The following is a 23,976-nucleotide window of genomic DNA, read 5'->3' as shown; positions in this document are numbered from 1 at the left end:
CGGTGGTCGCCGGCGGCCGTGCCTCAGGCGGTGGAGGTGAGTTTCTCGATGACCGGCAGGGCGGCGGCGAGCGTGGCCCTCTCGTCGTCGTCGAGCTGGTCGAGCAGGGCGGCCACGCGCTCGTTGCGGCGCGTGCTGGCCGCCGTCCAGGCGTCGCGGCCCGGGCCGGTGAGCTGCACGAGGACGGCACGCGAGTCGGTGGGGTCGGGCCTGCGGATGACGAGGCCGGCCTGTTCGAGCTTGATGATCTGCTCGGTGGCCGAGGGCACCCGGACGCCGAGGTTCGCGGCGACGCGGCTCACGCGCAGGGGCTCCTCGGCGGCCATGCTCAGCGTGCTCATCTGCATGGTGGTGAGCTCCCCGTCGCTGTCCATGGAGCGGCTGAGGTAGACGGCGTGGCGCAGCGTGGTGCGGAAGGACTGCGCGAGGGCGAGCAGTCGGGAATCCGTCGTGGAAGGGCTCACAGTTAGGTAGCCTAACATTTACCGCGTGTCGTCGGCAAGGTGCGCCGTCGTGCGGCCCGGGCTAGCGTGGGGTGAACCGACGGGAGGGGGCCCATGGAGGAGCCAGCAATGCACAGCGGGATCCCCGTGCCCGACCCCCTCGCCTTCCTCGCCGGGGCATGGTCCACCCGGCGGCGGCTCCTGGATCGGCGAAGCGGCACGACGGGTACGTTCACGGGGATCACCACCTTCACGCCCGACGACGGCGGCCTGCGCTGGGACGAGGAGGGCACGGTCCACTGGGCCTCCTTCCAGGGCCCTGCCTCCCGCTCGTATCGCATCGGCGCCGAGGGCTCGGGGCTGACCGTCACCTTCCCCGACGGACGCGTGCTGTGCCGCCTCGACCTGCGCTCCGGTACGGCCCGCGACGAGCACGACTGCTCCCCGGACACCTACCGCGTGGACTTCACGGTCACGGCGGGCGACGCGATCGACTACTCCTGGGACGTCACGGGCCCCGCCAAGGATCACCTGCTGACGACGGTCCTCACGCGGATCTGACGCAGACCCGCGTGAGAACCGCTCAGGCTCCCGACCTGCGGACGGCGGGTGCCGTCACCACGGGACGCCGCTTGAGGGCGGGCAACTCGAACAGCAGGTCGACCGACGCGTGCTCCCGGGTGGAGTACACCCAGGCGAGTCCGAGCGGAACGCCCACCCCCACGACCAGGAGCAACGGCAGCAACCATGTCCCGGCCAACCCGACGGCGTCGGCAAGGGCGAGGGTGACCATGATGGGCCCGAGGTGCACCACGTAGAAGACGATGGAGTAGCGTCCCACGAACTCGAGCGCCGCCGTGGCGCGGTTCGCGCGGAGCCGCGGGAAGATCCAGCAGACGACGCCGAGCGCGCCCACCGCGCCCCAGACGAACTCGCCCCGGTACAGCACGTCGCGGCCGGCCACGTTGAGGACCCCTACGGTGACCGCCGAGGCCGCCGCCAGCGCCAGCACCCAGGGCTTGCCGATGGCCCGCTCCACCAGCCCCGCATGACGGGCACACCACGCTCCGAAGAAGAAGAAGGCCGCGAGGAACGCCATGGTCCCGGGCCGGCCGGCATCCGGCAGGACGAGGCGGAGCGCCAGGGCCGCCCCGGCGACGACCAGGGGCGGGACGCGCCGCAGCGGGTAGGCCAGAGCGTAGAAGACGAGGATGAACCACAGGTACCAGAGGTAGGTCGGCGAGAGATAGGCGATCTCGGCCAGTCGGCCCGCGCTGATGTCCCCGCTCGCGGCGAGGATGATGAGCGACCACAGCAGGTAGGGCCAGGCCACCATGGAGACCTTGCCGGCGAAGTACTCGCGTCCGGACTTCGCGACCGACCGCGGCAGCAGGATCCCCGAGAGGAACATCAGCACGGGCATCCGGAACGGTTCGAGGAAGAGGTTGACCTGGTCGAGTCCCGGCGTGGGGCCCACCGCGACGCGAAGGGCCTCCCCCGCGTGCAGCACGACGACGAGGAGGATGGCGACACCGCGCAGGCTGTCCAGCCAGCCGATCCGTGTGCCTGCAGTACCGCTGATGGTGGCCTCCCCGGCGTCGAGATCCCACTGTAAGCATGGGTCCCGGTACTTCGGTGGACACCCCTGCCCGGATGGGCGGCGGAGGAAGGAGTTGACGAAGACACCAGGGGGCCCGGAACCGTTGACATGAATTAGTCCATTCGCTTTACTTATCCGACGGCGTCCTGTTCAGACCCGAGGTCGCCCTCCCACCGACCGATCGCCGAACGAGGAAGTCCGGCGTCGCAGAGGCGGTGGGTACGAAATGGAGCAAAGGAGCACCATGCGAAGGTCCACCCTCTGGGCAGTGCCCACCATCCCCCTCCTGATCCTCGGCGCCACCGGCTGCGCGCCGGAGGGCAGCGGCGGAGGGGACAGCGCCGGCGACGAATCCATCACCGTGGCCTACCAGACCACCGCCACCTATACGCAGGTCGATTCCCTCATGAAGCAGGCCAAGGAGGACTTCGAAGCCGCGAACCCCGACGTGACCGTCGAGCTGGAGCCCATCCAGGCTGAGGAGAACGACTACGCGACGAAGCTGGCCCTCATGCAGCGCTCCCCGGACACCGCGCCGGACGTCTTCTACGAGGACAGCTTCAGGGTGCGCCCCGACGCCGAGGCCGGCTACCTCCTGGCGCTCGACGAGTACCTCGCGGAATGGGAGGACTGGGACACGGGCTTCATCGACAGTGCGAAGCAGGCCGGGCTGGGCTCGGACGGCCAGACGTACGCGGTCCCGATGGGCACCGACACACGGGCACTCTGGTACAACAAGGTCGTCTTCGAGCAGGCCGGCCTCCCGGTTCCATGGGAGCCGAAGGACTGGCAGGACATCCTCGACGCGGCGGCGAAGGTGAAGGCTGCCATCCCCGACGCCATCCCCTTCAACATCTACTCGGGCACGGGCATGGGTGAGGCCGCATCGATGCAGGGCTTCGAGATGCTGCTCTACGGCACCGAGGACACGCTGTACGACACCGACCAGGGCAAGTGGATCGTCGGGTCCCAGGGCTTCAAGGATTCACTGCAGTTCGTCTCGGACGTCTACGTCGGAGGCCTCGGACCGGACGTCGCCACGGCGCTCGACTCGAACTACTACCAGCAACTCAACGGCGAGGGCTACCCGACCAACAAGGTGGGGGCCTCGATCGACGGCTCCTGGATCGCCGGGAGCTGGCTCGAGGACGGCCCTGCCCCGTGGCCGGAATGGTCGGACGTCATGGGGGTGGCCCCCATGCCCACGCAGGACGGGCAGGAACCCGGGGCCACGAGCATGTCCGGCGGCTGGACGCTCGCCGTCGGCTCGGGCAGCGCGAATCCGGACGCCGCGTTCGACTTCATCAGCACCGCGCTGAACAAGGACAACAGCCTGTCCTACAACGTCAACGCGTCGCAGGTCCCGGTGCGCAGCGACGTCGCCGAGGACCCGGCCTTCACCGAATCGAGCCCGGTCAGCGGCTTCTTCAGCGATCTCGTGGAGGTCACCCACTACCGCCCCACGACCTCCGACTACGCCGAGATCTCCGGCAACATCCAGCAGGCGATGGAAGCGGTCATGACGGGTGAACAGTCCGTGGACGAGGCGGCCGCAGCCTACGACGAGGCCGTGACGTCCCTGGTCGGCGAAGACAACGTCTCCCGGGGATGACCACCACGCCGGCACGACCTTTGCGGGAGGGCAGGCCGCCGACGGTGCGGCCCGGCCCCGCCTCCGGTCGGCCCGCTCCCCCGGGGCGGTCCGTCCGGCGCGCCATCCCCCTGGTGCCCGCCGTCGTCCTCCTGCTGCTGTTCATGCTCGGCCCCGTGCTCTGGTCCGTGTGGGGCTCGTTCACGAACGCCGCACTCTCCGGCAGGGCCGCCTCCGAACCGCGCTTCGTCGGCCTGGACAACTACGTCGCGCTGCTGGGCGATCCGGATTTCCCGAACGCGGTGTGGCTGACGGTCGTCTTCCTCCTCGTCTCCGCCGTGATCGGCCAGAACTTCCTCGGCCTCGGACTCGCGCTGCTCACCGCCACGGCCCCGAAGATCGTCCGCTCCGTCGTGGCGACCACCGTGGTCACCGCCTGGGTGCTGCCGGAGATCGTGGCGGCCTTCGCCTGCTACGCGTTCTTCAGCAGTGACGGCACCCTGAACGCCCTGACGGGGTTCGTGGGCCTGGAACCGGTCGAGTGGCTCTTCGCCTATCCCCTCGCCGCCGTGATCCTGGCGAACATCTGGCGGGGCACCGCGTTCTCGATGATGATCTACGAGGCCGCCCTGAACGACGTGGCGCCGGAGATCACGGAGGCCGCGGTGATCGACGGGGCCGGAGGCTGGAAGCGCCTGATCTTCGTCACCATCCCGATGATCCGGAACAGCATCTCGACCAACCTGATGCTGATCACCCTCCAGACGCTCTCGGTGTTCACCCTCATCTTCGTCATGACGAGCGGTGGCCCGAACCAGCGCAGCAGCACCCTTCCCCTCTTCGCCTACGCGGAGGCCTTCGGGCTGGGCAAGATCGGCTACGGCACTGCCATCGCCACGGTGATGCTGCTCATCGGCGCGGTGTTCTCCTTCCTCTACATCCGTGTCCTCAAGCCGGGAGACGCCACATGAGTACCTCGATCGCCTCACCCCGGCGGACGGTGTCCCGGGGGGTCGCCTCCGCCGTTCTGCTCGCGGTGGCCGCCCTGTTCCTCCTGCCGCTGGCGTGGCTGGTCCTGGCGTCCCTCGACACGGGGGCGAGCGCATCCCTCGCCCTCCCCGACCAGTTCTCGTTCGCCAATTTCACGGCCGTGCTGACGCCCGGGCAGACGCTGTGGCCCCTGTGGAACAGCTTCCTGCTGTCCGCCGGCTGCGCCGTCATCACCGTCCTCGCCGCAGTGCTCGCCGCGTACCCGCTCTCGCGCTACCAGGCCCGCTACAACAAGCCCTTCCTGTACGGGGTGCTGTTCGGCACGGGCCTGCCGATCACGGCCATGATGGTGCCCGTCTACAGCATGTTCGTGCGGCTGGGGCAACTCGACAGCGTGCCCGCCGTCGCGCTCTTCATGGCCGCGACGTCGCTGCCCATGGCGATCTGGATGACCAAGAACTTCATGGACTCCGTCCCGGTGAGCCTCGAGGAGGCCGCCTGGATCGACGGCGCGAGTGCGATGACGGCACTCCGCACCGTCGTCGTCCCGCTCATGCGTCCCGGGCTGGCCGTGGTGTTCATCTTCGTCTTCATCCAGGCGTGGGGGAACTTCTTCATCCCGTTCATCCTCCTGCTCTCCAGCCACAAGCAACCGGCGGCGGTCACGGTGTTCAACTTCTTCGGCCAGTACGGGAGCGTCGCCTACGGACAGCTCGCCGCGTTCTCGCTCCTGTACTCGCTCCCCGTGATCGTCCTCTACGTCCTCGTCACCAAGGGCATCGGCGGGTCCTTCGCGACCGCCGGGGCCCTCAAGGGCTGAACCCCACCCATCGGCCCCCGCCCGAAAGGCAGATCCATGCACTACGACTCCACCCTCGTCGAAGCCCGCATCCGACGGTTCCGCGGCGAACGCCTCGTGCCGGCGCTGTACCGCAGCACGGCACCGCTCGCACTGACCTGCTGGGAGGTGCCCGACGAGCCGGTACCGTTCGTCGACGCCGTCGGGCAGCAGTTCCTGCCCGCCGAGCACGGCATGATGTGGGGGCGCCCCTGGGGCACGGTGTGGTTCCACGCCGAGGGCAAGGTCCCCGCCGCGTGGGCGGACGAGGACGAGGTCAGGGTCGAACTCGTCGTCGACCTCGGATTCACCGGCGAACAGCCGGGTTTCCAGGCGGAGGGGACGGTCTACGCACCGTCCGGCAGGATCATCAAGGCCGTCGAGCCCCTCAACCGGGGGGTCGGGCTCGACACCGGTCCCGGCGGCGAGGTGGACGTCTACCTCGAGGCGGCCGCGAACCCGAACGTCGCCCAGTCCTTCCTGTTCGTCCCCACCCCCTACGGCGACAAGGCGACGGCGGGCGACGCGCGCCTGTACCGGCTCGCGCAGATCGAGGTCGGACTCCTCGACCTGCCGGTCTGGGAACTGCAGCAGGATGTGGATGCGCTCCTGGGGCTGGTCGGACAGCTCCCGTCGTCCTCGCAGCGGCGCGCCGAGGTCCTCCACGCGCTCGACCGCCTGGTGGACGAGATGGATCCCGACGACGTCTCCGGCACCGCCGCGCTCGGGCGGTCCATCCTGGAACCCGTCCTCTCACGACCCGCCTCGGCGAGTGCACACCACCTGCATGCCGTCGGCCATGCGCACATCGACTCCGCCTGGCTCTGGCCCACCCGCGAGACCGTGCGGAAGGTGGCCCGGACGTTCTCCAACGTGTGCGACCTCATCGACGAGAACCCCGACTTCGTCTTCGCGGCGTCCTCGGCGCAGCAGTACGCCTGGCTCAAGCAGTCCTACCCGGAGCTGTTCGAGCGCGTGCGCGAGAAGGTGGCATCCGGGAACTTCGTGCCCGTGGGCGGTATGTGGGTCGAGTCGGACACGAACCTCCCCGGCGGGGAGGCCCTCGCCCGGCAGTTCGTCCTCGGGAAGAACTTCTTCCTCCGCGAGTTCGGGGTCGAGTGCGAGGAGGTCTGGCTGCCCGACTCCTTCGGGTACTCCGCGGCCCTTCCCCAGATCATGGCCGCGGCCGGTGCCCGGTGGTTCCTGACGCAGAAGATCTCCTGGAACGAGACCAACACGATGCCCCACCACACCTTCCGGTGGGAGGGCATCGACGGGTCCCGCATCTTCACCCACTTCCCGCCCGTCGACACCTACAACTCCGACCTCCGCGCCGAGGAGCTGGCCCGTGCCGAACGGCAGTACGCCGAGAAGGGCCAGGGCACGATGTCGCTCGTCCCCTTCGGCCACGGCGACGGCGGCGGCGGGCCGACCCGCGAGATGATCGCGGCCGCACGTCGAACCCGGTCGCTGGAAGGATCGCCCACCGTCGAACTGTCCGGTCCCCGCACGTTCTTCGAAGCGGCGGAGGCCGAGTACGGGGAGCCTCCGGTGTGGTCGGGCGAGATGTACCTCGAGTTCCACCGCGGCACCTACACCTCCCAGGCGCGCACGAAGCGCGGCAACCGACGGTCCGAGCACCTGCTGCGTGAAGCCGAGCTCTGGGCGTCGACGGCGACCGTCCGGACGGGAGCGCCCTACCCGGCGGAGGAGCTGCGGGCGGTGTGGGAGACGGTGCTGCTGCAGCAGTTCCACGACATCCTGCCGGGGACGTCCATCGCCTGGGTGCACCAGGAGGCGGAGCGCAACTATGCGGAGGTGGCCGTGCGCCTCGGAGCCGTCATCGAGGCCGCCGCCCGCGCCCTGCTGGGCCGGGGACGGGAGACCGCCGTCCTCAACGCCTCGCCGTTCGCCGTCGCCGGCATCGAAGCCCTCGCCGCCGGGGTGGAGGTCCCGGCAGCCGCGCGGACCGTCACACGGACCGGGGACGGATTCCTCCTGGAGAACGGGACCGCCCGGGTCGAGGTCGATGCCACGGGTCTCATCCGCTCTCTGTGGGACAAGACCGCGGAACGGGAGCTCGTGCCGGCAGGGTCCGCCGCCAACCTGCTGCAATTGCACCGCGACACCCCGACGCAGTGGGACGCCTGGGACATCGACGAGCACTACCGCCGGAACACCACCGATCTCGTCGAGGGGGCAGCACTGTCCATCGTGGACGGCCCGGCCGGGCAGGCGTTGCGGATCGAGCGGTCCTTCAACGCATCGCGCGTCGTGCAGCATCTCGCCCTCGACGCGTCCGCTCCGAGGCTGCAGATCAGCACCGAGGTGGACTGGCACGAGCAGAAGAAGCTGCTGAAGCTGGCGTTCCCCCTCGACGTCCATGCCGAGCGTGCGACGTCGGAGATCCAGTTCGGGCACATCCACCGGCCCACGCACGCGAACACGTCCTGGGACGCGGCGCGCTTCGAGACGGTGGCCCACCGGTGGGTGCACGTCGGGGAGCCCGGTTACGGCGTGGCCGTCGCGAACGACTCCACCTACGGACACGACACCACTCGCTCCACCGCCGGCCGCGCGACGTCGACCACCGTCCGGCTCTCACTGCTGCGTGCACCGGTGTTCCCGGACCCCGCCGCGGATCAGGGCAGCCACCGCATGGAGGTGTCCGTCCTGCTCGGGGCGAACATCCCCGACGCCGTCGCCGAGGGGTACCGGCTGAACGTGCCGCCGCGCACCGTCCCGGAGGTGGCGCGGACGGCGGTCGAACCGCTCGTGCGGCTCGACAACCCGGCGCACGTGGTCGAAGCCGTGAAACTCGCCGAGGACGGTTCGGGTGACGTCGTCGTGCGGCTGTACGAGGCCCATGGGAGCCGGTCGCGGGGCACGCTCCGGGCCGGCTTCGCCCACGCCTCCGCGGTGGAGACGGATCTGCTCGAGCGGCCGCTGGAGGACGCCGCCATCCTCCGTCGCGACGGGGACGTCGTGCACCTCGACCTCCGGCCGTTCCAGCTCGTCACGCTAAGATTTGCTGTCACCGGCTGACGAGCCGTCCCCATCGACATGGAGGTCGTACGCTGAGTGCTGCACCGGGACCGGCCACCCGCCGGGGTACCAACCTCCCCCGCATGGGCGACTTCAACCAGACCGTGGTGCTGGACGCCATCCGGCGGTCGTCCGCGGGCCTCAGCCGCGTGGAACTCGCGACGATCTCGGGACTGTCCGCGCAGACCCTGTCCAACATCGCGCGGCGCCTCCTGGAGCAGGAGCTCGTCATCGAGTCGGGGAAGGTGCAGAACGGCAGGGGCAAGCCGCGCACCGTCCTGACGCTCAACCCGTCGGCGAGGTTCGCCATCGGGGTGCACCTGGATCCGGCCGTGATCACGTTCGTGATCCTCGATCTCAGCGGCCAGGTGGTGGCCCACTCGACACGGCGCACACCGCTCACCCCGGACGCCGGGGTCGTCATCACCGAGATGGGCGAGGCCGTCACGGCACTCCTCGCGGAAGCCGGCGTCGATCCGGAGCGCGTCCTGGGTGTCGGCGTCGCCTCGCCGGGGCCCATCGACGCCGTGCGCGGGATCGTCGTCGATCCGCCGCACCTGCTCGGCTGGCACCGGGTACCGCTCCGTGACTCCCTGAGCGCCGCGACCGGCTTCCCCGTGGTGCTCGAGAAGGACGTGGCGGCGACGGCCGTGGCGGAGATCTGGGGCAGCCACAGCGAATCGCCCGAGAATTTCATCTTCGTGTACCTGGGCACGGGCATCGGCATGGGCCTCGTCTCGAGCGGCACCGTGCTGAGGGGCACCAGCCAGAACGCGGGCGAGGTCGGCCATATCGTCGTCGACCCTGCCGGACCCGACTGCTTCTGCGGGTTGCGCGGGTGCGTCGCGGTGACCTGCATGCCCCGGAACCTCGTCGAGGAGGCGGTCCGGGCCGGCGTGCAGCCGCATCGCGTGAACGCGGCGGACCCGGGAGCGGTGGAGGAGGCGTTCCTCCAGCTGTGCGCGAAGGCACGCGACGGCGACGCCGCGGCGCGGGCGATCATCGACCGCTCCGCGAGGCGCGTGGCGAAAGCCGTCTCCGTCCTGACCAACGCCCTCGACGTCGACCGCGTCGTCTTCGGCGGACCGTACTGGCCCGTGCTCGCGGAGGCCTACCTCGACCTCGTGCCGCGGACCCTGCGCAGCCTGACCGTCGCCCCGCACCCCGCCGACCTCCGGGTGGAGGGTACGGCCTTCGGCACGGACGTCGGCGCCGTCGGTGCCGCGTGCACCGTCTTCGACAAGGCGATCTCGCCCGACACGCGGCGCCTGCTGCTGGGCCATTAACGGCGAAGGACCCGCTCCGACGGAGCGGGTCCTTCCTTGCTGTGGCAGATGAGGGATTCGAACCCCCGTAGGCGTTGCCAGCTGATTTACAGTCAGCCCCCTTTGGCCGCTCGGGTAATCTGCCGAACGTCTTCACAGGAAGACAGCCCGCAGCAAGCGCGGGCAAGACAACTTTACAGACAAACCGCCCCGGTGACGAATCGGCCCGGCCCTAGAGGCCTGCTGCCACCCGGCGTTCGATCTGCGCGTAGAAACCGTCGGCCTGCTCGGAGGTGACCAGCCGCAGCAGGACGGCCCGGTCGAGATCCGCCCGCACCCCCGCGAGCCGCTCCCCGGACGACGGCCCGGGGGTCGTGACGGCGATCGGCGACGCGACGGTCACCGAGGAGGCCGAGTCGAGTCCGAGGATGATGTCGCTCGCCTCGTAGTCCGTCGTGTCCGCGCTCGCCGCCAGGACGCGCGGCGGCACGGCGAGCGCCGGAGCTGCGGTGAATCCCGTCAGGGTGGCCGCTGTGGCTGCTGCGAGGAAGGACCCTGCCACGGCCTTCCGGAGTCGGACCTGGTATCGGCGGCGTGGCGTCTCGGACATGGTGCTGGCTCCTCGAGGTGCGGTGGATGATCCCCACCGTGCCACCGGAGCGTGTGTGCGTCCTCTGCGCTTCCTGAGAGCAGCCTGTGAAGCGGCCGCGCGGCCGCGCGATCGTTGCGGATATTCTTGGACCAAGACACCCAACCATCCCGAGGAGGCACCGTGGCAAGCGAATCCACGTTCGACGTCGTAAGCAAAGTGGACAAGCAGGAGGTCGCCAACGCGCTGAACCAGGCGCAGAAGGAGATCGCCCAGCGGTACGACTTCAAGGGGGTCGGCGCCGAGGTGGACTTCAGCGGCGAGAACATCCTCATGAAGGCGAACTCCGAGGAGCGCGTCCTGGCCGTGCTCGACGTCCTGCAGTCGAAGATGATCAAGCGCGGCATCTCCCTGAAGTCCCTGGACACCGGGGAGCCCTACCCCTCCGGCAAGGAGTTCCGCCTCGAGACCTCCATCAAGGAGGGCATCGCCCAGGACCTCGCGAAGAAGATCAACAAGCTCATCCGTGACGAGGGGCCCAAGGGTGTGAAATCCCAGATCCAGGGCGACGAGCTGCGCGTCAGCTCCAAGTCCCGGGACGACCTGCAGGCCACCATGGCGCTGCTCAAGAACTTCGACGAGGCGGACCTGCAGTTCGTGAACATGCGCTGACGCGAGGATCGGACCACGGCACGGACGACGGCGGCCCCACCCGGTGGGGCCGCCGTCGTCGTCGGGGTGGTTCAGCCGCGCGGGCGCCCCGCCATGCCCTCGAGGCGCGCGATGCGCTGGTCCATCGGCGGGTGGGTGGCGAACAGGCGGCTCACGCCACCGCCCTTGAACGGGTTGGCGATCATGAGGTGCGAGGTGTTCACGAGGCGCTGGTCCTGCGGGAGCGGCGCGCGCTGCGTTCCGCTCTCCAGCTTGCGGAGCGCCGAGGCCAGGGCCAGCGGATCGTCCGTGAGGGCGGCGCCGTCCTCGTCGGCGTCGAACTCGCGGGTGCGGCCGATCGCGGTCTGGACGAGTCCGGCGGCCAGGGGTGCGAGGAAGGCGAGCAGCAGCGCCGCGATGGGGTTGCCGCCCTGGTTCCTGTTGCCGCCCATCATGCCGGCGAAGGCGAACATCTGCGCCACCGAGGTGATCACGCCGGCAACGGCTGCGGCGATGGACCCGGTGAGGATGTCCCGGTTGTAGACGTGCATGAGCTCGTGCCCGAGGACGCCGCGCAGCTCACGCTCGTTGAGCAGCTCGAGGATGCCCTGCGTGCAGCACACGGCGGAGTTCTCCGGGTTGCGGCCCGTGGCGAAGGCGTTGGGCGCCATGGTCGGCGAGACGTAGAGCCGCGGCATGGGCTTGCCGGCCCGTGCGCTGAGCTCCCTGACGATCCGGTACATGGCCGGCGCCTGCTGCTCCGTCACCTCGACCGCGCGCATGCTGCGGATCGCGATCTTGTCGCTGTTCCAGTAGCTGTAGGCGATCGACCCGACGCCCAGCAGGGCGAACAGCCAGATGAACGCCGAACTGCCGGTGGCTCCCGCGATGACGGCACCGAACACGAGGAAGATGCCCATGAGGGCACCGAACAACAACGCCGTCTTGGCACCGTTGAAATGGTTGTGCACTGCGAACTCCTTGCTGGTGGGGGCCGGTGGGCCCGTCAGTACAACGGAGGGTCGGAGGGGCCCGTTCCCCTCATCGTACGGCGGCGGCCCGAGGCCGGCCGGGCTCAGGGCTGGGGCCGGCGGGAGTCGTAGGCGAGGAAGCGCGGCTGCCGGCGGGCGACGGCGAGGACGAGCAGGATGCACGCGATCCCTCCGGCGACGGCCGTCCAGCCCTCGCCCAGCCAGGCGGCCTGCCCGCCGGCCACCATGTCACCGAGCCGGGGGCCACCCGCGACGACGACGATGAACACGCCCTGCAGCCGACCGCGCATCGCGTCCGGGGTCGCGGACTGCAGGATGGTGTTGCGGAAGACACTGCTGATCGAGTCGGCGATGCCTGCCAGCACGAGGCAGAGGGCCGCGGGCAGCAACCAGGCGGAGAACTCGCCCTCGCCCGGCGTCGGGAGGGAGGACGCACCCGCCATGACGACGACCAGCCCGAACCCTGCCACCGAGGCACCCCAGCCGACGATGGACCACACCACCGCCTGGCCCTGCTTGTGGACGCGGCCCAGCGGCCCGGAGAACAGCCCTGCCAGCACCGAACCGAAGGCGCTCGAGGCGAGCAGGATGCCGACGGTCAGTTCACCGCCGCCGATCAGCACCGCGCCGACAGCGGGCAGCAGCGCGCGCGGCTGGGACGTGATCATGGCGATGAGGTCGACGACGAAGGTCATGCGGATGTTCGGCCGCGTGCCGAGGAACCGGAACCCCTCGAGCACCGTGGCGAGGCCGGCCCGGCGCGTGGGCCCCTCGGGCGGCAGGGACGGGAGCCTGAACACGGCCCATAGCGCGAAGGTGAAGGTGACGACGTCGATCGTGTAGGTCCACGCGTAGCCCACGTGCGCCACGAGGAGCCCTGCGAGCAGCGGCCCGACGGTGAAGGCGAGGCCGAACGTGATCATGCTGAGGGCGTTCGCCGCGGGCAGCAGTTCCGGCCGGACGAGCCGCGGGATGATCGAGCTCCGCGTGGGCTGGTTGATGCCGGCGGCCCCCGACTGGATGGCGATCAGGATGTAGAGCAGCCAGACGCTGTCGACGCCGATCCAGGCCTGCGCCGCGATCGCCATGGTGGTGGCCCACAGCGCGAACCCCGAGTACAGCGCGACAGTGCGGCGGTCCTGCGCGTCGGCGATCGCGCCACCGTACAGGCCCGCGACCACCAGGGGTACGAGCGCGAAGAGGCTGAGCAGGCCGACGCTGAGCGTCGACTGGGTGAGCGAGTAGACCTGCAGGCTGACCGCGACGATCGTGAGTTGCGTGCCGATGGCCGAGAGCGCCGTTCCGACGTACAGCCTCCGGAAGGCCGGCGACTCCCTCAGGGGGGTGATGTCGGCGAGGAGTCGTGGCACGGGAGAAGTCTAGCGCGGAAGTAATTCGCTCCGGCAACGAATGTTGGCTCCCCTCGGCCGCCCGGGGTCCGGCACCGAAGGTTCGGATGCGTGGCGGCCGACCGCGGGGACCTGCCACGCTCAGGCGGCGTCGCGCTCCCCGGCACCGATGGCGCGGTCGATCTCCTCCAGCACGCGGGTATCGGCGATCGGCCGGAAGTGGCCCATCGTCCCGAGCTGGACGTTCCGGGCTCCTTCGACGAAGCTGCCGCCGGGGATGTGGGGGTCGAACCGGCCGTAGATGGAGGTGATGCGCCGATTGGATTCGATGTCGGCGCGGAGGCGCCGCAGCGTCGTGTTGTGCGGTGAGAACGCCCTGATGCTCGGCAGGAGGAAGAACTCGGCGTAGATGGAGCCGGAGAACGGGGTGTTCACGGCCACGAGGCGGGAGATCCGCGGCGCGACACTGGACATGGTCATGAGGAACTTGCCGATCAGGCCCCCCTTGCTGTGCGCGACGATCACGACGTCCGTGAGGTCGTGCTCCTCGAGGTAGCCCGCGGCGAGCTGGGCCATGGCCTCCACCGTGCCGCGGTTGTAGCCGAGCTTCTGCACCACGTGGACGGGGTGGCCCGCCCGGTGCAGGTGGTCCGCGATGGGCCTCATGAACTGCCAGGTCTCGTAGATCCCGGGGATCAGGAGTACGGGGGCCTTGCCCTCCGGCGCTCCGGCGGCGGGCGTGAGGTACTGCGCGGGGTCCACCCGGAAGAGGAAGCCGTGCACCTGCCAGAAACCGACGTACGCGTAGTCCAGCACCCAGGCCCGGCCCCGCTCGATGAGATCCACCCTTTCCACGGTACCGACCGCACGCGCCGCGTGGGGCGCAAGTTAGTACCGCCTTATTATGAGTTCCTCAGAATTACTGCTTGACTGGCGCGATGATGCAGACCGGTGCGACACCAGGGGCCCGAGAGGCCCGGTGGTCCGCCGCACTGCACTCCGCCGACCGCCGCGTGACCCGACAGCGCCTCGCCGTCCTCGCCGCCGTCGAGCGGTCGCCGCACGCCACCGCCGACGATGCCGCGACCGCGGTTCGTGCGGACCTCCCGCACATCACGGTCCAGTCCGTCTACGTGATCCTCGCCGACCTCACCGACATCGGCCTGCTGCGCCGCATCGAGACGCCGCACTCCCCCGCACGCTACGAGACGCGGGTGGGCGACAACCACCACCACGCGATCTGCACGGGATGCGGACGGATCGAGGACGTGGACTGCGCCGTGGGGCACGCGCCCTGCCTGACCCCCGAGTGGTCGCCCGGCGCCTCCCGCATGACCATCCGGATCGCGGAGGTCCTGTACCAGGGCCTCTGCGACGACTGCCGCTCGACGGCCCCCAGCCACCAACCACCCGAATCCCAGGAATAGGAGCACTATGTCCGCGAACTTCAGCACCACGCAGTCCGGCGCCCCCGTCATCGACGACAGCAACTCGTCCGCCCTCGGCCGCGACGGCGCCATCCCGCTGACCGACCACTACCTCATCGAGAAGCTCGCGCAGTTCAACCGCGAGCGTGTCCCCGAGCGCGTGGTCCATGCCAAGGGCGGTGGGGCCTTCGGCGTCTTCGAGACCACGGAGGACGTCAGCATGTACACGCGCGCCGCGCTCTTCCAGCCGGGCACGACGACGGAGACCCTCCTCCGCTTCTCCTCGGTCGCGGGCGAGCAGGGCTCCCCCGACACCTGGCGCGACCCCCGCGGCTTCGCGCTCAAGTTCTACACGTCCGAGGGCAACTACGACCTCGTGGGCAACAACACCCCGGTGTTCTTCATCCGCGACGGCATCAAGTTCCCCGACTTCATCCACTCGCAGAAGCGCCTGCCCGGCACCAACCTGCGCGATGCCGACATGCAGTGGGACTTCTGGACCCTCAGCCCCGAGTCCGCCCACCAGGTGACGTGGCTGATGGGCGATCGCGGCCTGCCGAACTCGTGGCGGACCATGAACGGCTACGGTTCGCACACCTACATGTGGATCAACGAGTCCGACGAGAAGTTCTGGGTCAAGTACCACTTCAAGTCGAACCAGGGCCACGAGGTGCTGACGGTCGACGAGGCAGAGGCGCTCGCCGGCTCGGACGCCGACCACCACCTCCGCGACCTGTCGGAGAACATCGCCCGGGGCAACCACCCCAGCTGGGACCTCAAAGTCCAGATCATGCCCTACGACGACGCGAAGACGTACCGCTTCAACCCGTTCGACCTCACCAAGGTATGGCCGCAGGGCGACTACCCGCTGATCCCGGTCGGAAAGCTCACGCTGAACCGCAACCCCGAGAACTACTTCGCGCAGATCGAGCAGGCGACCTTCGCGCCGTCGAACTTCGTGCCCGGCATCGCCGCGAGCCCCGACCGCATGCTGCAGGCGCGCATCTTCTCCTACGCGGACGCACACCGCTACCGCGTGGGCACCAACCACGCGCAGCTGCCGGTGAACATGCCGAAGAACGAGGTGCGCAACTACTCCAAGGACGGCGCCGCGCGCTACCACTTCAACGCGGCGTCGACCCCCGTGTACGCACCCAACTCCGTCGGAGGCCCCGCCGCGGATCCCGCACAGTACGGTGCGCACGGCGGCTGGGAGAACGACGGCGACCTCGTCCGCGCGGCGCACTCGCTGCACGCCGAGGACGACGACTTCGGCCAGGCCGGGACGCTGTACCGCGAGGTGTTCGACGACGCGCAGCGTGCGCGCTTCCTCGAGACCATCACGGGTGCCGTCGGGGGTGTGCAGGGCGAAGAGATCCGGGCACGGGCCGTCCAGTACTGGGCCAATGTCGATGCCGAGCTCGGCGCGAAGCTTGCCGCCAATCTCGGGCACGGCGTCACGCCGGCCACCGAGTCGGAAGCCGCCCTCTACTAGGCGACACCGGCACGCATGCGAAGGGCGGATCCGCGAGGGTCCGCCCTTCGCGGCGTCAGGCGGTGACGCCGGACACGGCGTGGGCGGGCCTGGGCTCGGGAAGATCCGTTACTCCGGGTGCGCCGGGGTCTGCCAGAATGGGCACCGGAAACCAATCGTGTGCAGCGGACGTCCGCGGCTGCGCACCGACCCGAAGGGACGACCGTTGACCGATCAGCCGATTGTGGACCGGGGGATGCCCTCCTCGCATCATGGCGGCGCCGAGCGCGGTCGTGACCTCGCGACGGAACTGGCGGACCTCGCCCGGTCGCTGCAGCAGGAACCGGATGGGGACGCGATCCTCGCCGGTTTCGTCCATTCAGCCCTGGAACTGGTGCCCGGGGCCGATGAAGGTTCCGTCAGCGTGGTCCTGGGCCGGAAGAACGTCGGCTCCCGGGCACCCTCCGGCAACCTCCCCGAGCGGATCGACGCCCTCCAGATGGAGACCGGCGAGGGCCCGTGCCTCGAAGCCGCGTACGAGCACCGGACCATCCGCGTCCCGGACATGGAAGCCGAGCGGCGCTGGCCCCTCTTCGCCCGGCGTGCCACCGAGGCGGGTGCACGGGGCATGCTGTCCATCCAGATCTGGGTCAAGGGTGACGATCTCGGGGCCCTGAACCTGTATTCGTACGAGGCGAATGCCTTCACCGACGAGTCGGAGAACATCGGCCTCCTGGTCGCCTCCCATGCCGCCGTCGCGTTCGCCGAGGCCGAGAAGACCCGCCAGCTGAGCGAGGCGATCGATTCCAGGGACCTCATCGGCCAGGCCAAGGGGATCCTCATGGAACGCCACAAGATCACGGGTGCGCAGGCGTTCATCGTGCTGTCCCTGGCCAGCCAGCGGACCAACACCAAACTCTGGAGCGTCGCCGAGCACCTCGTGAGCAGCGGAGACCTCCTCGGGAAGCGGTAGCGGCCTCCGGTGTCACTGACGGGCGCGGACGGCCGCGGCGGGGCGCGACGCCTCGACGACCCTCCGGGCAGGCGTGCAGCACGCCCCGCCCTCTCCTAGGCTGGGACGATGCCGCCACTACCCTGCGCCGAACTGCACCTGCACATCGAGGGGACCCTCGAGCCCGAACTCATCTTCACGCTTGCCGACCGCAACGGGATCACGCTGCCCTATGCCGACACGGCGGACCTCGCGGCCCGGTACGCGTTCACCGACCTGCAGTCCTTCCTCGATCTGTACTACTCCAACATGGACGTGCTGCGCACGGAGGAGGACTTCACGGACATGACCCGGGCATACCTCCGCCGGGCGGCGCAGGCGGGTGTCCGGCATGCCGAGATCATGATGGATCCGCAGGCGCACCTCGTCCGCGGGATCCCCCTCGTGACGTGTGTCGGTGGTGTTGCGGCCGCCCTGTCCACGAGCGAGGCCGACTTCGGCGTCAGCACGTCCCTCATCGCCGCCTTCCTGCGGGACCGGCCCGCCGCCGAGGCACTGACGGTCCTGCGGGACCTCATCGCGATGGAGGCCCCGATCGTCGGGATCGGACTGGATTCCGCGGAGGTGGGGTACCCGCCGTCGCTCTTCGCGGAGGTGTACGACCTCGCCCGGGCCGAAGGCCTCCGGTGCATCGCGCACGCCGGCGAGGAGGGGCCGCCCGAGTACGTGTGGGAGGCGCTCGACGTCCTGCGCGTCGACCGGCTGGACCACGGCATCCGCTGCCTGGAGGACGAGGCGCTCGTCGAGCGGCTCATCGCCGACCGCGTGCCACTGACGGTGTGTCCGCTCTCGAACGTGCGCCTCCGCGCCGTACCCGCGATCGCCGACCATCCACTGCCGGAGATGCTCGCCCGGGGCCTCAACGTCTCGGTCCATTCGGACGATCCCGCGTACTTCGGCGGCTATCTCGACGACAACGTGGCGGCCCTGGTCGACGCGTTCGGGCTGAGCATCGACGACCGCGCACGGCTGGCAGCGAATTCGGTCCGGTCCGCCTTCCTCGGCGGGGACCGGCGGACGGAGCTGCTCGCCGAGGTCGAGTCCTGGCGCCGTGCGAGGCACTCCTCGCCTGCCGGGTAGGACCAGCGTGCCCGCAGTGCGAGACTGCATGCAGACATCCGGGCAGGTCCGACGAAGGGGGACACACTGGACGGGTCCACGATCCAGCACGACTTCACCATCCTCCATGACGCGGGCATCCTGGAGGTCCTCTGGCGGCCGGGCATCGCGGTCGGCCCGGCCGAACTCGACGTCCTCGCGAACACGATCACGCATTTCCCCGACTGGCACCGCGCGCCGATGCTCGTCCATCTCCACCTGATCCGGCACATCACCCCGCCGGCGCGGCACCTGCTCATCGCCTACCGCCATCGAGGACCCATCGCGCTGACGGGGCACGACCCCGTCGATCGGGTCCTCGCCGCCTTCATCACGCAGTCCCGCAGCCGGACCCGCTACTTCGTGGACACCGGGGAGGCCCGTGCCTGGCTCGCCTCCGTGCCGGCGCCCCGGCACATCCCGACTAGGGCCTCGTGATGAAGCCGTTGTCCACCATGAAGTCGAAGGCGACGTCGGCGGGCTCCTCGCCCTCCACGTCGACGCGCAGGTTCATGGTGCGCAGGGCCTCGTCGGTGAGTGACGGGGCGATCGCGGCGAACACCTCCTGGAGTTCCGGGAACTCCTCGAGCGTCTCTCCGAAATAGACGGGAGCGGCGTTGTACGCGGGGAAGAATCCGAGGTCGTCCTCGAGGATAGTCAGGTCCAGGGCGTCGATCCGCCCGTCCGTCGCGAACACCTCGCCGAAGTTGCAGGCGCCGGTGTCCGCCGCACCGTAGATGGCGCCCGTGTCGTAGATGCCGATGTTCTCGTCGGGGACGCCTGTCGCGGCACCGCGTTCCAGCCCGTAGTGCTCCAGCATGGGGGTCATCCCGTCGGCACGTGAGTTGAACTCGGCCTCGACGCAGAACGTCCTCTGCTCCGGCGGCAGCTGCGCCAGGCCCGACATGGTGGTGATCCCGTCGAGCTCCGGGATCGCCTCGGTCCGGACAGCCATGGCGTAGGTGTTGTTCAGCGGTGCGGGCTCACCCCAGACGAGGCCGTTGGCCACATCCGCGTCCCGGACCGCCGTCCACTGTTCACGCTGGTCCGCGATCCCGGCCTCCTCGCCCAGGAAGGCGAGCCAGGCCGTGCCGGTGTACTCCCACGTCACATCCGCCTCGCCCGAGAGGATGAGGTCACGGGCGGGTTGCGAACCGGGCGCGTTGGTCAGGTCCGTCACGTCGAATCCGGCCGCCTGGGCGGCCAGGACGGAGATCTTCCCCAGGATCAGCTGCTCCGTGAAGTTCTTGGACGTCACGGTCAGCGGAGCGCCCTCGACCCCCTCGATCGGCCGGATGGTTCCCGGACCGGAGGCGGGGACGTACGACGTGGCGGGCTGCAGCCCGCACCCCGCGAGGAGGAGACCCACGACGGCGGCGCCGGCCAGCGCGGCGGGACGGCGCGGCCCGCGGACCCGAGGACTGCTGGAGCGGCTCATGCGAGTCCCTTCGGCCGGGCCAGGAGTTCGACGACGCGCCCCACCCAGTCCACGAGCAGGGCCAGGAGCGCGACGATCACTGCGCCGGCGATGAGCACGCGGGACAGGTTCAGGTTCACGCCCGTGGTGATGAGGATTCCGAGCCCGCCCCCGTTGATGAAGGTGGAGAGCGCGGCGGTGCCGACGAGCAGCACCAGCGCGGTCCGGATCCCCGCGAGCATGATGGGGACCGCGAGGGGCAGCTCGACCCGGAAGAGCACCGCGGCGGCGCTCATGCCCATCCCCCGGCCGGCCTCGACGAGCCGGCCGTCCACCTGTCCGATGCCCACCATGGTGTTCCGGAGGACCGGCAGGAGGGCGTAGAGCACGAGCGCCGTCACGGCCGCCCGGAAGCCGAAGCCGAGCCATGCGGCGAGCAGGACGACGAGCCCGATCGCGGGCGCCGACTGGCCGATGTTCACGACGGCGAGGACGGGCCCGGCCAGCCTGCGGAAAGGCGCCCGCGTAAGGACGATGCCGAGCGGCACCGCGATGACGAGCACGATCACCGCCGACAACAGCGTCAGCGCCAGATGTTCACCCGCGTAGCCCAGGAGGGACGCCGGATTGAGCGTGATCTGTTCCGTCTCGGTCAGTTCGGCCGTGATGAGCCATGCTGCCAGCAGTGCGCCGGCGACGAGGATGCCTGCGAGCTGCAGCAGCAGAGGGCGCCAGCCCCGGCCGGTGCTGGCGGTCAGCGGGTCCACCGCACCGCGCGGGACGGTGGGTGTCCCGGCCGACGGTGCGGCGCCCTGCGGGGCGCCCCCGGCGGCTGCGGTACCCGAGGCCTCACTCACCGTCGGCACCCGTGGTCGCGGACCGGAGCGGCGCGGAGCCGCCGTCGGCCCGATCGAGCGCGGTCATCGCACCGGTGTTGATCCCTACCGGCCTGCCTTCGGCGTGGGAGGTGCGGGCACGGGCATGCGCCTCGCTCATCGCCACCATGATCGTCTCGACGTCGACGACGCCGCGGAAGCTGTCACGACCGCCGGTGACGAGCGCCGCCCCGACACTCGACACGAGCATGATGTCGAGTGCGTCGTTCAGGGTGGCGCGCTCGCCGATGACGGGCAGGCGCGGATCGGTGTCGCCCGCGATGCGCTCGAGCCGGGCAAGCTGCCGCCGCGACAGCCACTGCAGCGGCCGGTTGCGGTCGTCGATGATGACGGCGTGGTCGTCGCCCGCCTCGTCCAGGCGCGAGAGGACGTCGGACGCGAGATCGCCCGGCGAAGCCGTGACGGCGGATTGCAGGGTGACCTCGTTGACGCGCGTCAGGGTCAGCTGCTTGAGGCCGGCTCCGGCACCGATGAAGTTCTCCACGAACTCGTTGGCGGGCTCGGCGAGGATCCGTTCGGGCGTGTCGTACTGCACGAGCTGCGCCCCTTCGGTGAAGATCGCGATCCAGTCCCCGAGCTTCACCGCTTCGTCGAAGTCGTGGGTGACGCAGACGATCGTCTTCTGCAGCTCCTTCTGGATGCTGATGAGCTCGTCCTGGAGGCGCACACGGGTGATCGGGTCGACGGCACCGAACGGCTCGTCCATGAGGAGCACGGGTGGATCGGCCGCCAGCGCACGGGCGACACCGACGCGCTGCTGCTGCCCGCCGGAGAGCTCCCGGGGGAACCTGTCGCGGTACTGTGCCGGGTCCAGCGAGACCAGCTCCAGGAGTTCGTCGACGCGCGCGGCGACGCGTTCCTTGCTCCAGCCGAGCAGCTTCGGGACGATCGCGATGTTGGTCGCGACGGTCATGTGGGGGAACAGGCCACCGGCCTGGATGACGTACCCGATCCGCCGCCTCAGGGTGTCGCCGTTGATGCCCGTGACGTCGTCGCCGTCGAGCACGATCCGGCCCTCGGTAGGCTCGATGAGGCGGTTGATCATCTTCAGGGTCGTCGTCTTGCCGCAGCCCGACGGGCCGACCAGCATGACGATCTTGCCGGCAGGGATCTCCATGGTGAGGCCGTCGACCGCGGCCTTCGCCTGCCCGGGATACCGCTTGCTGACCTTGTCCAGCAGGATGCTGGCGCCGGTGACCTCGCCCGTCGGGCCCGTGCTCGCTGGTGCCGCAGGAGCGGCGGGGATGTTCTCAGACACGGATACCTCGCGGGATTGTGAGCCGGCCGAGGCCGACCAGAAGGAGATCGAGCAGCAGGGCCAGGATGATGACGGCGATGATGCCGGTGGCGACCGATTCGAGGGCGTTCGCCCCACCGAGCCGTGCGAGCCCGGTGAAGATGAACCCGCCGAGGCCCGGCCCGAGGACGTACGCGGTGATCGCTGCGATGCCCATGACCATCTGCGCCGAGACGCGCACGCCCGCCAGGATGACGGGCCAGGCGATGGGGAGTTCGATCCGGCGGAAGGTCTGGAACCGGCTCAGCCCGACCCCGCGTGCGGACTCGATGATGGAGCGGTCGACGTTCGTCAGACCGACGACGGCATTGCGCAGGATCGGCAGGACGGCGAAGAACACCACCACGATGACGGCCGGTACGACGCCGAAGCCGAACGGCGCGATCAGGAGGCCGATGAGGGCGAAGGACGGGATGGTCAGGCCGATCGCGGAGACGCTGTTCGCCAGGGAGGTGAGGGCGGGGCTGCGGTATACGAGCGCCGCGACGACGACGGCGAGGACGGTCGCGATGAGGAGGCACTGGACCACGAGGGAGAAGTGCTGCCAGCTCGCATACAGGATCTGATCGAACCTGCTGCCCACGTATTCGACCATCGTCCACCTCCCCGTTGCGGCGGCGCCGCACCCCCTGTAGTGCCGTCCAGGGCGCGCCGATCGCGACCCTAAGCAGGCTGATGGTTCAACCGTACCGGAGGATCGGGACGAGCGGGCAACTGTGCTTTCCCCCACAAGGGCCCGTCTCCGTGCATCGGGCCGGGTGGGCCGGTGGTAGCTTGCGGCCATGCACACCTCAGCGCCCAGCCCGGACTTCGACGCCGAGGACGGGATCGTCCGGCATTCAGCCCTGGAGGACGTCCTGGGGATCGTCACGGGCACCTTCACGGTGTCCCTCGGCCTGTTCCTGCTGAAGACGAGTGGCGCCGTCACCGGTGGGACGGCCGGCCTCGCCCTGCTCCTGGGCTATGTGGGCGGCCTCCCCTTCGGCGTCCTGTTCTTCGCGGTGAACGTACCCTTCTTCGCCCTGGCGGTCTGGAAGAAGGGCTGGGATTTCACGCTGCGCACCATCACGGCCGTCGCGCTCGTCTCGGGACTGTCGAACATCCACCCGCTGGCGGTCGGGAACCTCACCCTCGACCCCCTCTACGCAGTGCTCGGCGGGAACCTGCTGGCCGGCGTCGGACTGCTGATCCTGTTCCGGCACAAGGCGAGCCTCGGCGGGTTCAACATCCTCGCGCTCATCCTGCAGGAGCGCCTCGGCTGGCGTGCCGGCTACGTGCAGATGGTGCTCGACACGACGGTCGTCCTCGCCGCCTTCGCCGTCGTCGCACCCGCGAGCGTCCTGCTGTCCGCCGTCGGGGCCGTGCTGCTGAATCTCGTCCTGGCCCTCAACCACCGGCCGGGGCGCTACTTCGGCGCATGAGCGCAGGCCCCCGGGCGGCCCGAGGGGCACCGGGAGCAGCTACGGTGAGGCGATGGACGACGCAGCACTGGAACGAGCGGCGGGTGGGGCGCCGGACGGAGCGATACCACCCGGTGGTCCGGGACCCGATCCGGCGGTACCGCCGCTCCGCGTCCGGGCGGCGGCGTACGTGCTGCGGGGACAGGGCACCGGGCGCGAGGTCCTCGTCGTCGACCACGTCCACCACCCCGAGGCCGGGACCCAGGTCCCCGGCGGCGGCGTCGAGGCCGGCGAGACGCTCGATGCCGCCGCGCGGCGGGAGGTCCTCGAGGAGACGGGGCTCCTCCTCGCCGACCCCCTGGTGGCGGTCGGCGTGGCCCATGTGCCCGCGCCGTCAGGTCCGGGCACCGTCACCGTCTTCTTCTCCGCGGAGATCGACGATCGGCGAACCTCCTGGGACCATACCGTCACGGGAGGCGCCGGGCACCCCGATCCCGGCTCGGACGCCGGGCTCCTCTTCCGGTGCTCCTTCGTCCCGCTGTCCCGGGCCCGGGCCGCGGGGAGCAACCACCACTTCAGCTGCGCGCACCTGCTGCACTGAG

24 protein-coding genes and 1 tRNA gene are annotated in these 23,976 nt (G+C 69.8%); 14 read left to right on the top strand and 11 right to left on the bottom strand.

Features of this window, described 5'->3' with window-relative positions; translation table 11 throughout:
- Positions 1–23: 23 nt before the first annotated feature.
- Entirely contained in the window at positions 24–464 is a 441-nt protein-coding gene (locus CXQ97_RS10435; protein ID WP_306739822.1) for a MarR family winged helix-turn-helix transcriptional regulator, read from the bottom strand.
- A 108-nt stretch (positions 465–572) separates the two neighbouring features.
- On the opposite strand from CXQ97_RS10435, the gene CXQ97_RS10430 reads away from it, so the two are divergent.
- A complete protein-coding gene (locus CXQ97_RS10430) occupies positions 573–1,004 on the top strand; it encodes a DUF6314 family protein (protein WP_104180795.1) in 432 nt (143 codons plus the stop codon).
- Positions 1,005–1,026: 22 nt separating this feature from the next.
- On the opposite strand, the gene CXQ97_RS10425 is transcribed toward CXQ97_RS10430, so the two are convergent.
- The gene (locus CXQ97_RS10425; RefSeq protein ID WP_258062491.1) at positions 1,027–1,992 is read right to left on the bottom strand and encodes an acyltransferase family protein; all 966 of its coding nucleotides are present in this window, start codon (positions 1,990–1,992) and stop codon (positions 1,027–1,029) included.
- Positions 1,993–2,287: 295 nt separating this feature from the next.
- Between CXQ97_RS10425 and CXQ97_RS10420 the strand changes: the two genes are divergently transcribed.
- The 5 genes from CXQ97_RS10420 to CXQ97_RS10400 all read left to right on the top strand — a co-directional run bounded on the left by CXQ97_RS10420 (position 2,288) and on the right by CXQ97_RS10400 (position 9,793).
- Positions 2,288–3,655, top strand: coding sequence for an extracellular solute-binding protein (locus CXQ97_RS10420; protein ID WP_104180793.1), 1,368 nt, complete (start codon positions 2,288–2,290; stop codon positions 3,653–3,655).
- 143 nt (positions 3,656–3,798) lie between these two features.
- Positions 3,799–4,605, top strand: a complete 807-nt coding sequence (locus CXQ97_RS10415; protein ID WP_258062490.1) for a carbohydrate ABC transporter permease — start codon at positions 3,799–3,801, stop codon at positions 4,603–4,605.
- The gene (locus CXQ97_RS10410; protein ID WP_104180791.1) at positions 4,602–5,444 is read left to right on the top strand and encodes a carbohydrate ABC transporter permease; all 843 of its coding nucleotides are present in this window, start codon (positions 4,602–4,604) and stop codon (positions 5,442–5,444) included. The genes CXQ97_RS10415 and CXQ97_RS10410 overlap by 4 nt, the downstream gene beginning before the upstream one ends.
- Positions 5,445–5,480: 36 nt before the next feature.
- Positions 5,481–8,507 (top strand): glycoside hydrolase family 38 C-terminal domain-containing protein, encoded by a 3,027-nt coding sequence (locus CXQ97_RS10405; RefSeq protein ID WP_104180790.1) that lies wholly within the window; start codon positions 5,481–5,483, stop codon positions 8,505–8,507.
- Between the two features lie 83 nt (positions 8,508–8,590).
- Entirely contained in the window at positions 8,591–9,793 is a 1,203-nt protein-coding gene (locus CXQ97_RS10400; RefSeq protein ID WP_104180789.1) for an ROK family transcriptional regulator, read from the top strand.
- 42 nt (positions 9,794–9,835) lie between these two features.
- On the opposite strand, the gene CXQ97_RS10395 is transcribed toward CXQ97_RS10400, so the two are convergent.
- Positions 9,836–9,917, bottom strand: a tRNA-Tyr gene (locus CXQ97_RS10395).
- A gap of 87 nt (positions 9,918–10,004) precedes the next feature.
- The gene (locus CXQ97_RS10390; protein WP_104180788.1) at positions 10,005–10,382 is read right to left on the bottom strand and encodes a hypothetical protein; all 378 of its coding nucleotides are present in this window, start codon (positions 10,380–10,382) and stop codon (positions 10,005–10,007) included.
- 162 nt (positions 10,383–10,544) lie between these two features.
- Between CXQ97_RS10390 and CXQ97_RS10385 the strand changes: the two genes are divergently transcribed.
- Positions 10,545–11,033, top strand: coding sequence for a YajQ family cyclic di-GMP-binding protein (locus tag CXQ97_RS10385; protein WP_104180787.1), 489 nt, complete (start codon positions 10,545–10,547; stop codon positions 11,031–11,033).
- 71 nt (positions 11,034–11,104) lie between these two features.
- On the opposite strand, the gene htpX is transcribed toward CXQ97_RS10385, so the two are convergent.
- From htpX to CXQ97_RS10370, 3 genes are all read right to left on the bottom strand, one after another.
- Positions 11,105–11,983, bottom strand: coding sequence for a zinc metalloprotease HtpX (htpX, locus tag CXQ97_RS10380; RefSeq protein WP_104180786.1), 879 nt, complete (start codon positions 11,981–11,983; stop codon positions 11,105–11,107).
- A gap of 104 nt (positions 11,984–12,087) precedes the next feature.
- Positions 12,088–13,374, bottom strand: a complete 1,287-nt coding sequence (locus tag CXQ97_RS10375) for an MFS transporter (RefSeq protein WP_104180785.1) — start codon at positions 13,372–13,374, stop codon at positions 12,088–12,090.
- Positions 13,375–13,494: 120 nt separating this feature from the next.
- The gene (locus CXQ97_RS10370) at positions 13,495–14,199 is read right to left on the bottom strand and encodes a triacylglycerol lipase (RefSeq protein ID WP_104180784.1); all 705 of its coding nucleotides are present in this window, start codon (positions 14,197–14,199) and stop codon (positions 13,495–13,497) included.
- Positions 14,200–14,291: 92 nt separating this feature from the next.
- On the opposite strand from CXQ97_RS10370, the gene CXQ97_RS10365 reads away from it, so the two are divergent.
- The 5 genes from CXQ97_RS10365 to CXQ97_RS10345 all read left to right on the top strand — a co-directional run bounded on the left by CXQ97_RS10365 (position 14,292) and on the right by CXQ97_RS10345 (position 18,802).
- Positions 14,292–14,780: a Fur family transcriptional regulator gene (locus CXQ97_RS10365; protein WP_306739820.1), complete on the top strand. Its 489-nt coding sequence runs from the start codon at positions 14,292–14,294 to the stop codon at positions 14,778–14,780.
- Between the two features lie 7 nt (positions 14,781–14,787).
- Positions 14,788–16,275, top strand: coding sequence for a catalase (locus tag CXQ97_RS10360; protein ID WP_104180783.1), 1,488 nt, complete (start codon positions 14,788–14,790; stop codon positions 16,273–16,275).
- A gap of 235 nt (positions 16,276–16,510) precedes the next feature.
- A complete protein-coding gene (locus CXQ97_RS10355; RefSeq protein ID WP_104180782.1) occupies positions 16,511–17,227 on the top strand; it encodes a GAF and ANTAR domain-containing protein in 717 nt (238 codons plus the stop codon).
- A 108-nt stretch (positions 17,228–17,335) separates the two neighbouring features.
- On the top strand, positions 17,336–18,346 hold the full coding sequence (locus CXQ97_RS10350) for an adenosine deaminase (RefSeq protein ID WP_104180781.1): 1,011 nt from the start codon (positions 17,336–17,338) through the stop codon (positions 18,344–18,346).
- A gap of 219 nt (positions 18,347–18,565) precedes the next feature.
- Positions 18,566–18,802 carry a hypothetical protein gene (locus CXQ97_RS10345; RefSeq protein WP_104180780.1) on the top strand — a complete coding sequence of 79 codons (237 nt, stop codon included), beginning with the start codon at positions 18,566–18,568 and terminating at the stop codon, positions 18,800–18,802.
- On the opposite strand, the gene CXQ97_RS10340 is transcribed toward CXQ97_RS10345, so the two are convergent.
- The 4 genes from CXQ97_RS10340 to CXQ97_RS10325 form a co-directional block, all read right to left on the bottom strand.
- Positions 18,789–19,802: a glycine betaine ABC transporter substrate-binding protein gene (locus CXQ97_RS10340; protein ID WP_104180779.1), complete on the bottom strand. Its 1,014-nt coding sequence runs from the start codon at positions 19,800–19,802 to the stop codon at positions 18,789–18,791. The two genes, CXQ97_RS10345 and CXQ97_RS10340, sit on opposite strands and share 14 nt — an antisense overlap.
- Positions 19,799–20,506 (bottom strand): ABC transporter permease, encoded by a 708-nt coding sequence (locus tag CXQ97_RS10335; RefSeq protein WP_258062489.1) that lies wholly within the window; start codon positions 20,504–20,506, stop codon positions 19,799–19,801. The genes CXQ97_RS10340 and CXQ97_RS10335 overlap by 4 nt, the downstream gene beginning before the upstream one ends.
- A gap of 124 nt (positions 20,507–20,630) precedes the next feature.
- Positions 20,631–21,935 (bottom strand): ATP-binding cassette domain-containing protein, encoded by a 1,305-nt coding sequence (locus tag CXQ97_RS10330; protein ID WP_258062472.1) that lies wholly within the window; start codon positions 21,933–21,935, stop codon positions 20,631–20,633.
- Positions 21,928–22,569, bottom strand: a complete 642-nt coding sequence (locus CXQ97_RS10325) for an ABC transporter permease (RefSeq protein ID WP_104180778.1) — start codon at positions 22,567–22,569, stop codon at positions 21,928–21,930. Before CXQ97_RS10325 ends, CXQ97_RS10330 begins: the two co-directional genes overlap by 8 nt.
- A 187-nt stretch (positions 22,570–22,756) precedes the next feature.
- On the opposite strand from CXQ97_RS10325, the gene CXQ97_RS10320 reads away from it, so the two are divergent.
- Complete coding sequence (locus tag CXQ97_RS10320; RefSeq protein WP_104180777.1) at positions 22,757–23,395, top strand: YitT family protein; 639 nt, start codon at positions 22,757–22,759, stop codon at positions 23,393–23,395.
- A 52-nt stretch (positions 23,396–23,447) separates the two neighbouring features.
- Positions 23,448–23,975, top strand: a complete 528-nt coding sequence (locus CXQ97_RS10315; RefSeq protein ID WP_104180776.1) for an NUDIX domain-containing protein — start codon at positions 23,448–23,450, stop codon at positions 23,973–23,975.
- Position 23,976: the final 1 nt, after the last annotated feature.

The sequence above is a fragment of the Arthrobacter sp. B0490 genome (genome assembly GCF_002929355.1).
Taxonomy (GTDB): domain Bacteria; phylum Actinomycetota; class Actinomycetes; order Actinomycetales; family Micrococcaceae; genus Arthrobacter_D.
This window is presented reverse-complemented; position numbering and strand designations above follow the sequence as displayed.

What these genes read in the sequence shown, in the direction of transcription:
- CXQ97_RS10430 (WP_104180795.1), top strand. Translation starts at nt 573, where the DNA reads ATGCACAGCGGGATCCCCGTGCCCGACCCCCTCGCCTTCCTCGCCGGG.
- CXQ97_RS10420 (WP_104180793.1), top strand. Translation starts at nt 2,288, where the DNA reads ATGCGAAGGTCCACCCTCTGGGCAGTGCCCACCATCCCCCTCCTGATC.
- CXQ97_RS10415 (WP_258062490.1), top strand. Translation starts at nt 3,799, where the DNA reads ATGCTCGGCCCCGTGCTCTGGTCCGTGTGGGGCTCGTTCACGAACGCC.
- CXQ97_RS10410 (WP_104180791.1), top strand. Translation starts at nt 4,602, where the DNA reads ATGAGTACCTCGATCGCCTCACCCCGGCGGACGGTGTCCCGGGGGGTC.
- CXQ97_RS10405 (WP_104180790.1), top strand. Translation starts at nt 5,481, where the DNA reads ATGCACTACGACTCCACCCTCGTCGAAGCCCGCATCCGACGGTTCCGC.
- CXQ97_RS10400 (WP_104180789.1), top strand. Translation starts at nt 8,591, where the DNA reads ATGGGCGACTTCAACCAGACCGTGGTGCTGGACGCCATCCGGCGGTCG.
- CXQ97_RS10390 (WP_104180788.1), bottom strand. Translation starts at nt 10,382, where the DNA reads ATGTCCGAGACGCCACGCCGCCGATACCAGGTCCGACTCCGGAAGGCC.
- CXQ97_RS10365 (WP_306739820.1), top strand. Translation starts at nt 14,292, where the DNA reads ATGATGCAGACCGGTGCGACACCAGGGGCCCGAGAGGCCCGGTGGTCC.
- CXQ97_RS10360 (WP_104180783.1), top strand. Translation starts at nt 14,788, where the DNA reads ATGTCCGCGAACTTCAGCACCACGCAGTCCGGCGCCCCCGTCATCGAC.
- CXQ97_RS10355 (WP_104180782.1), top strand. Translation starts at nt 16,511, where the DNA reads ATGCCCTCCTCGCATCATGGCGGCGCCGAGCGCGGTCGTGACCTCGCG.
- CXQ97_RS10350 (WP_104180781.1), top strand. Translation starts at nt 17,336, where the DNA reads ATGCCGCCACTACCCTGCGCCGAACTGCACCTGCACATCGAGGGGACC.
- CXQ97_RS10345 (WP_104180780.1), top strand. Translation starts at nt 18,566, where the DNA reads ATGCTCGTCCATCTCCACCTGATCCGGCACATCACCCCGCCGGCGCGG.
- CXQ97_RS10340 (WP_104180779.1), bottom strand. Translation starts at nt 19,802, where the DNA reads ATGAGCCGCTCCAGCAGTCCTCGGGTCCGCGGGCCGCGCCGTCCCGCC.
- CXQ97_RS10325 (WP_104180778.1), bottom strand. Translation starts at nt 22,569, where the DNA reads ATGGTCGAATACGTGGGCAGCAGGTTCGATCAGATCCTGTATGCGAGC.
- CXQ97_RS10320 (WP_104180777.1), top strand. Translation starts at nt 22,757, where the DNA reads ATGCACACCTCAGCGCCCAGCCCGGACTTCGACGCCGAGGACGGGATC.
- CXQ97_RS10315 (WP_104180776.1), top strand. Translation starts at nt 23,448, where the DNA reads ATGGACGACGCAGCACTGGAACGAGCGGCGGGTGGGGCGCCGGACGGA.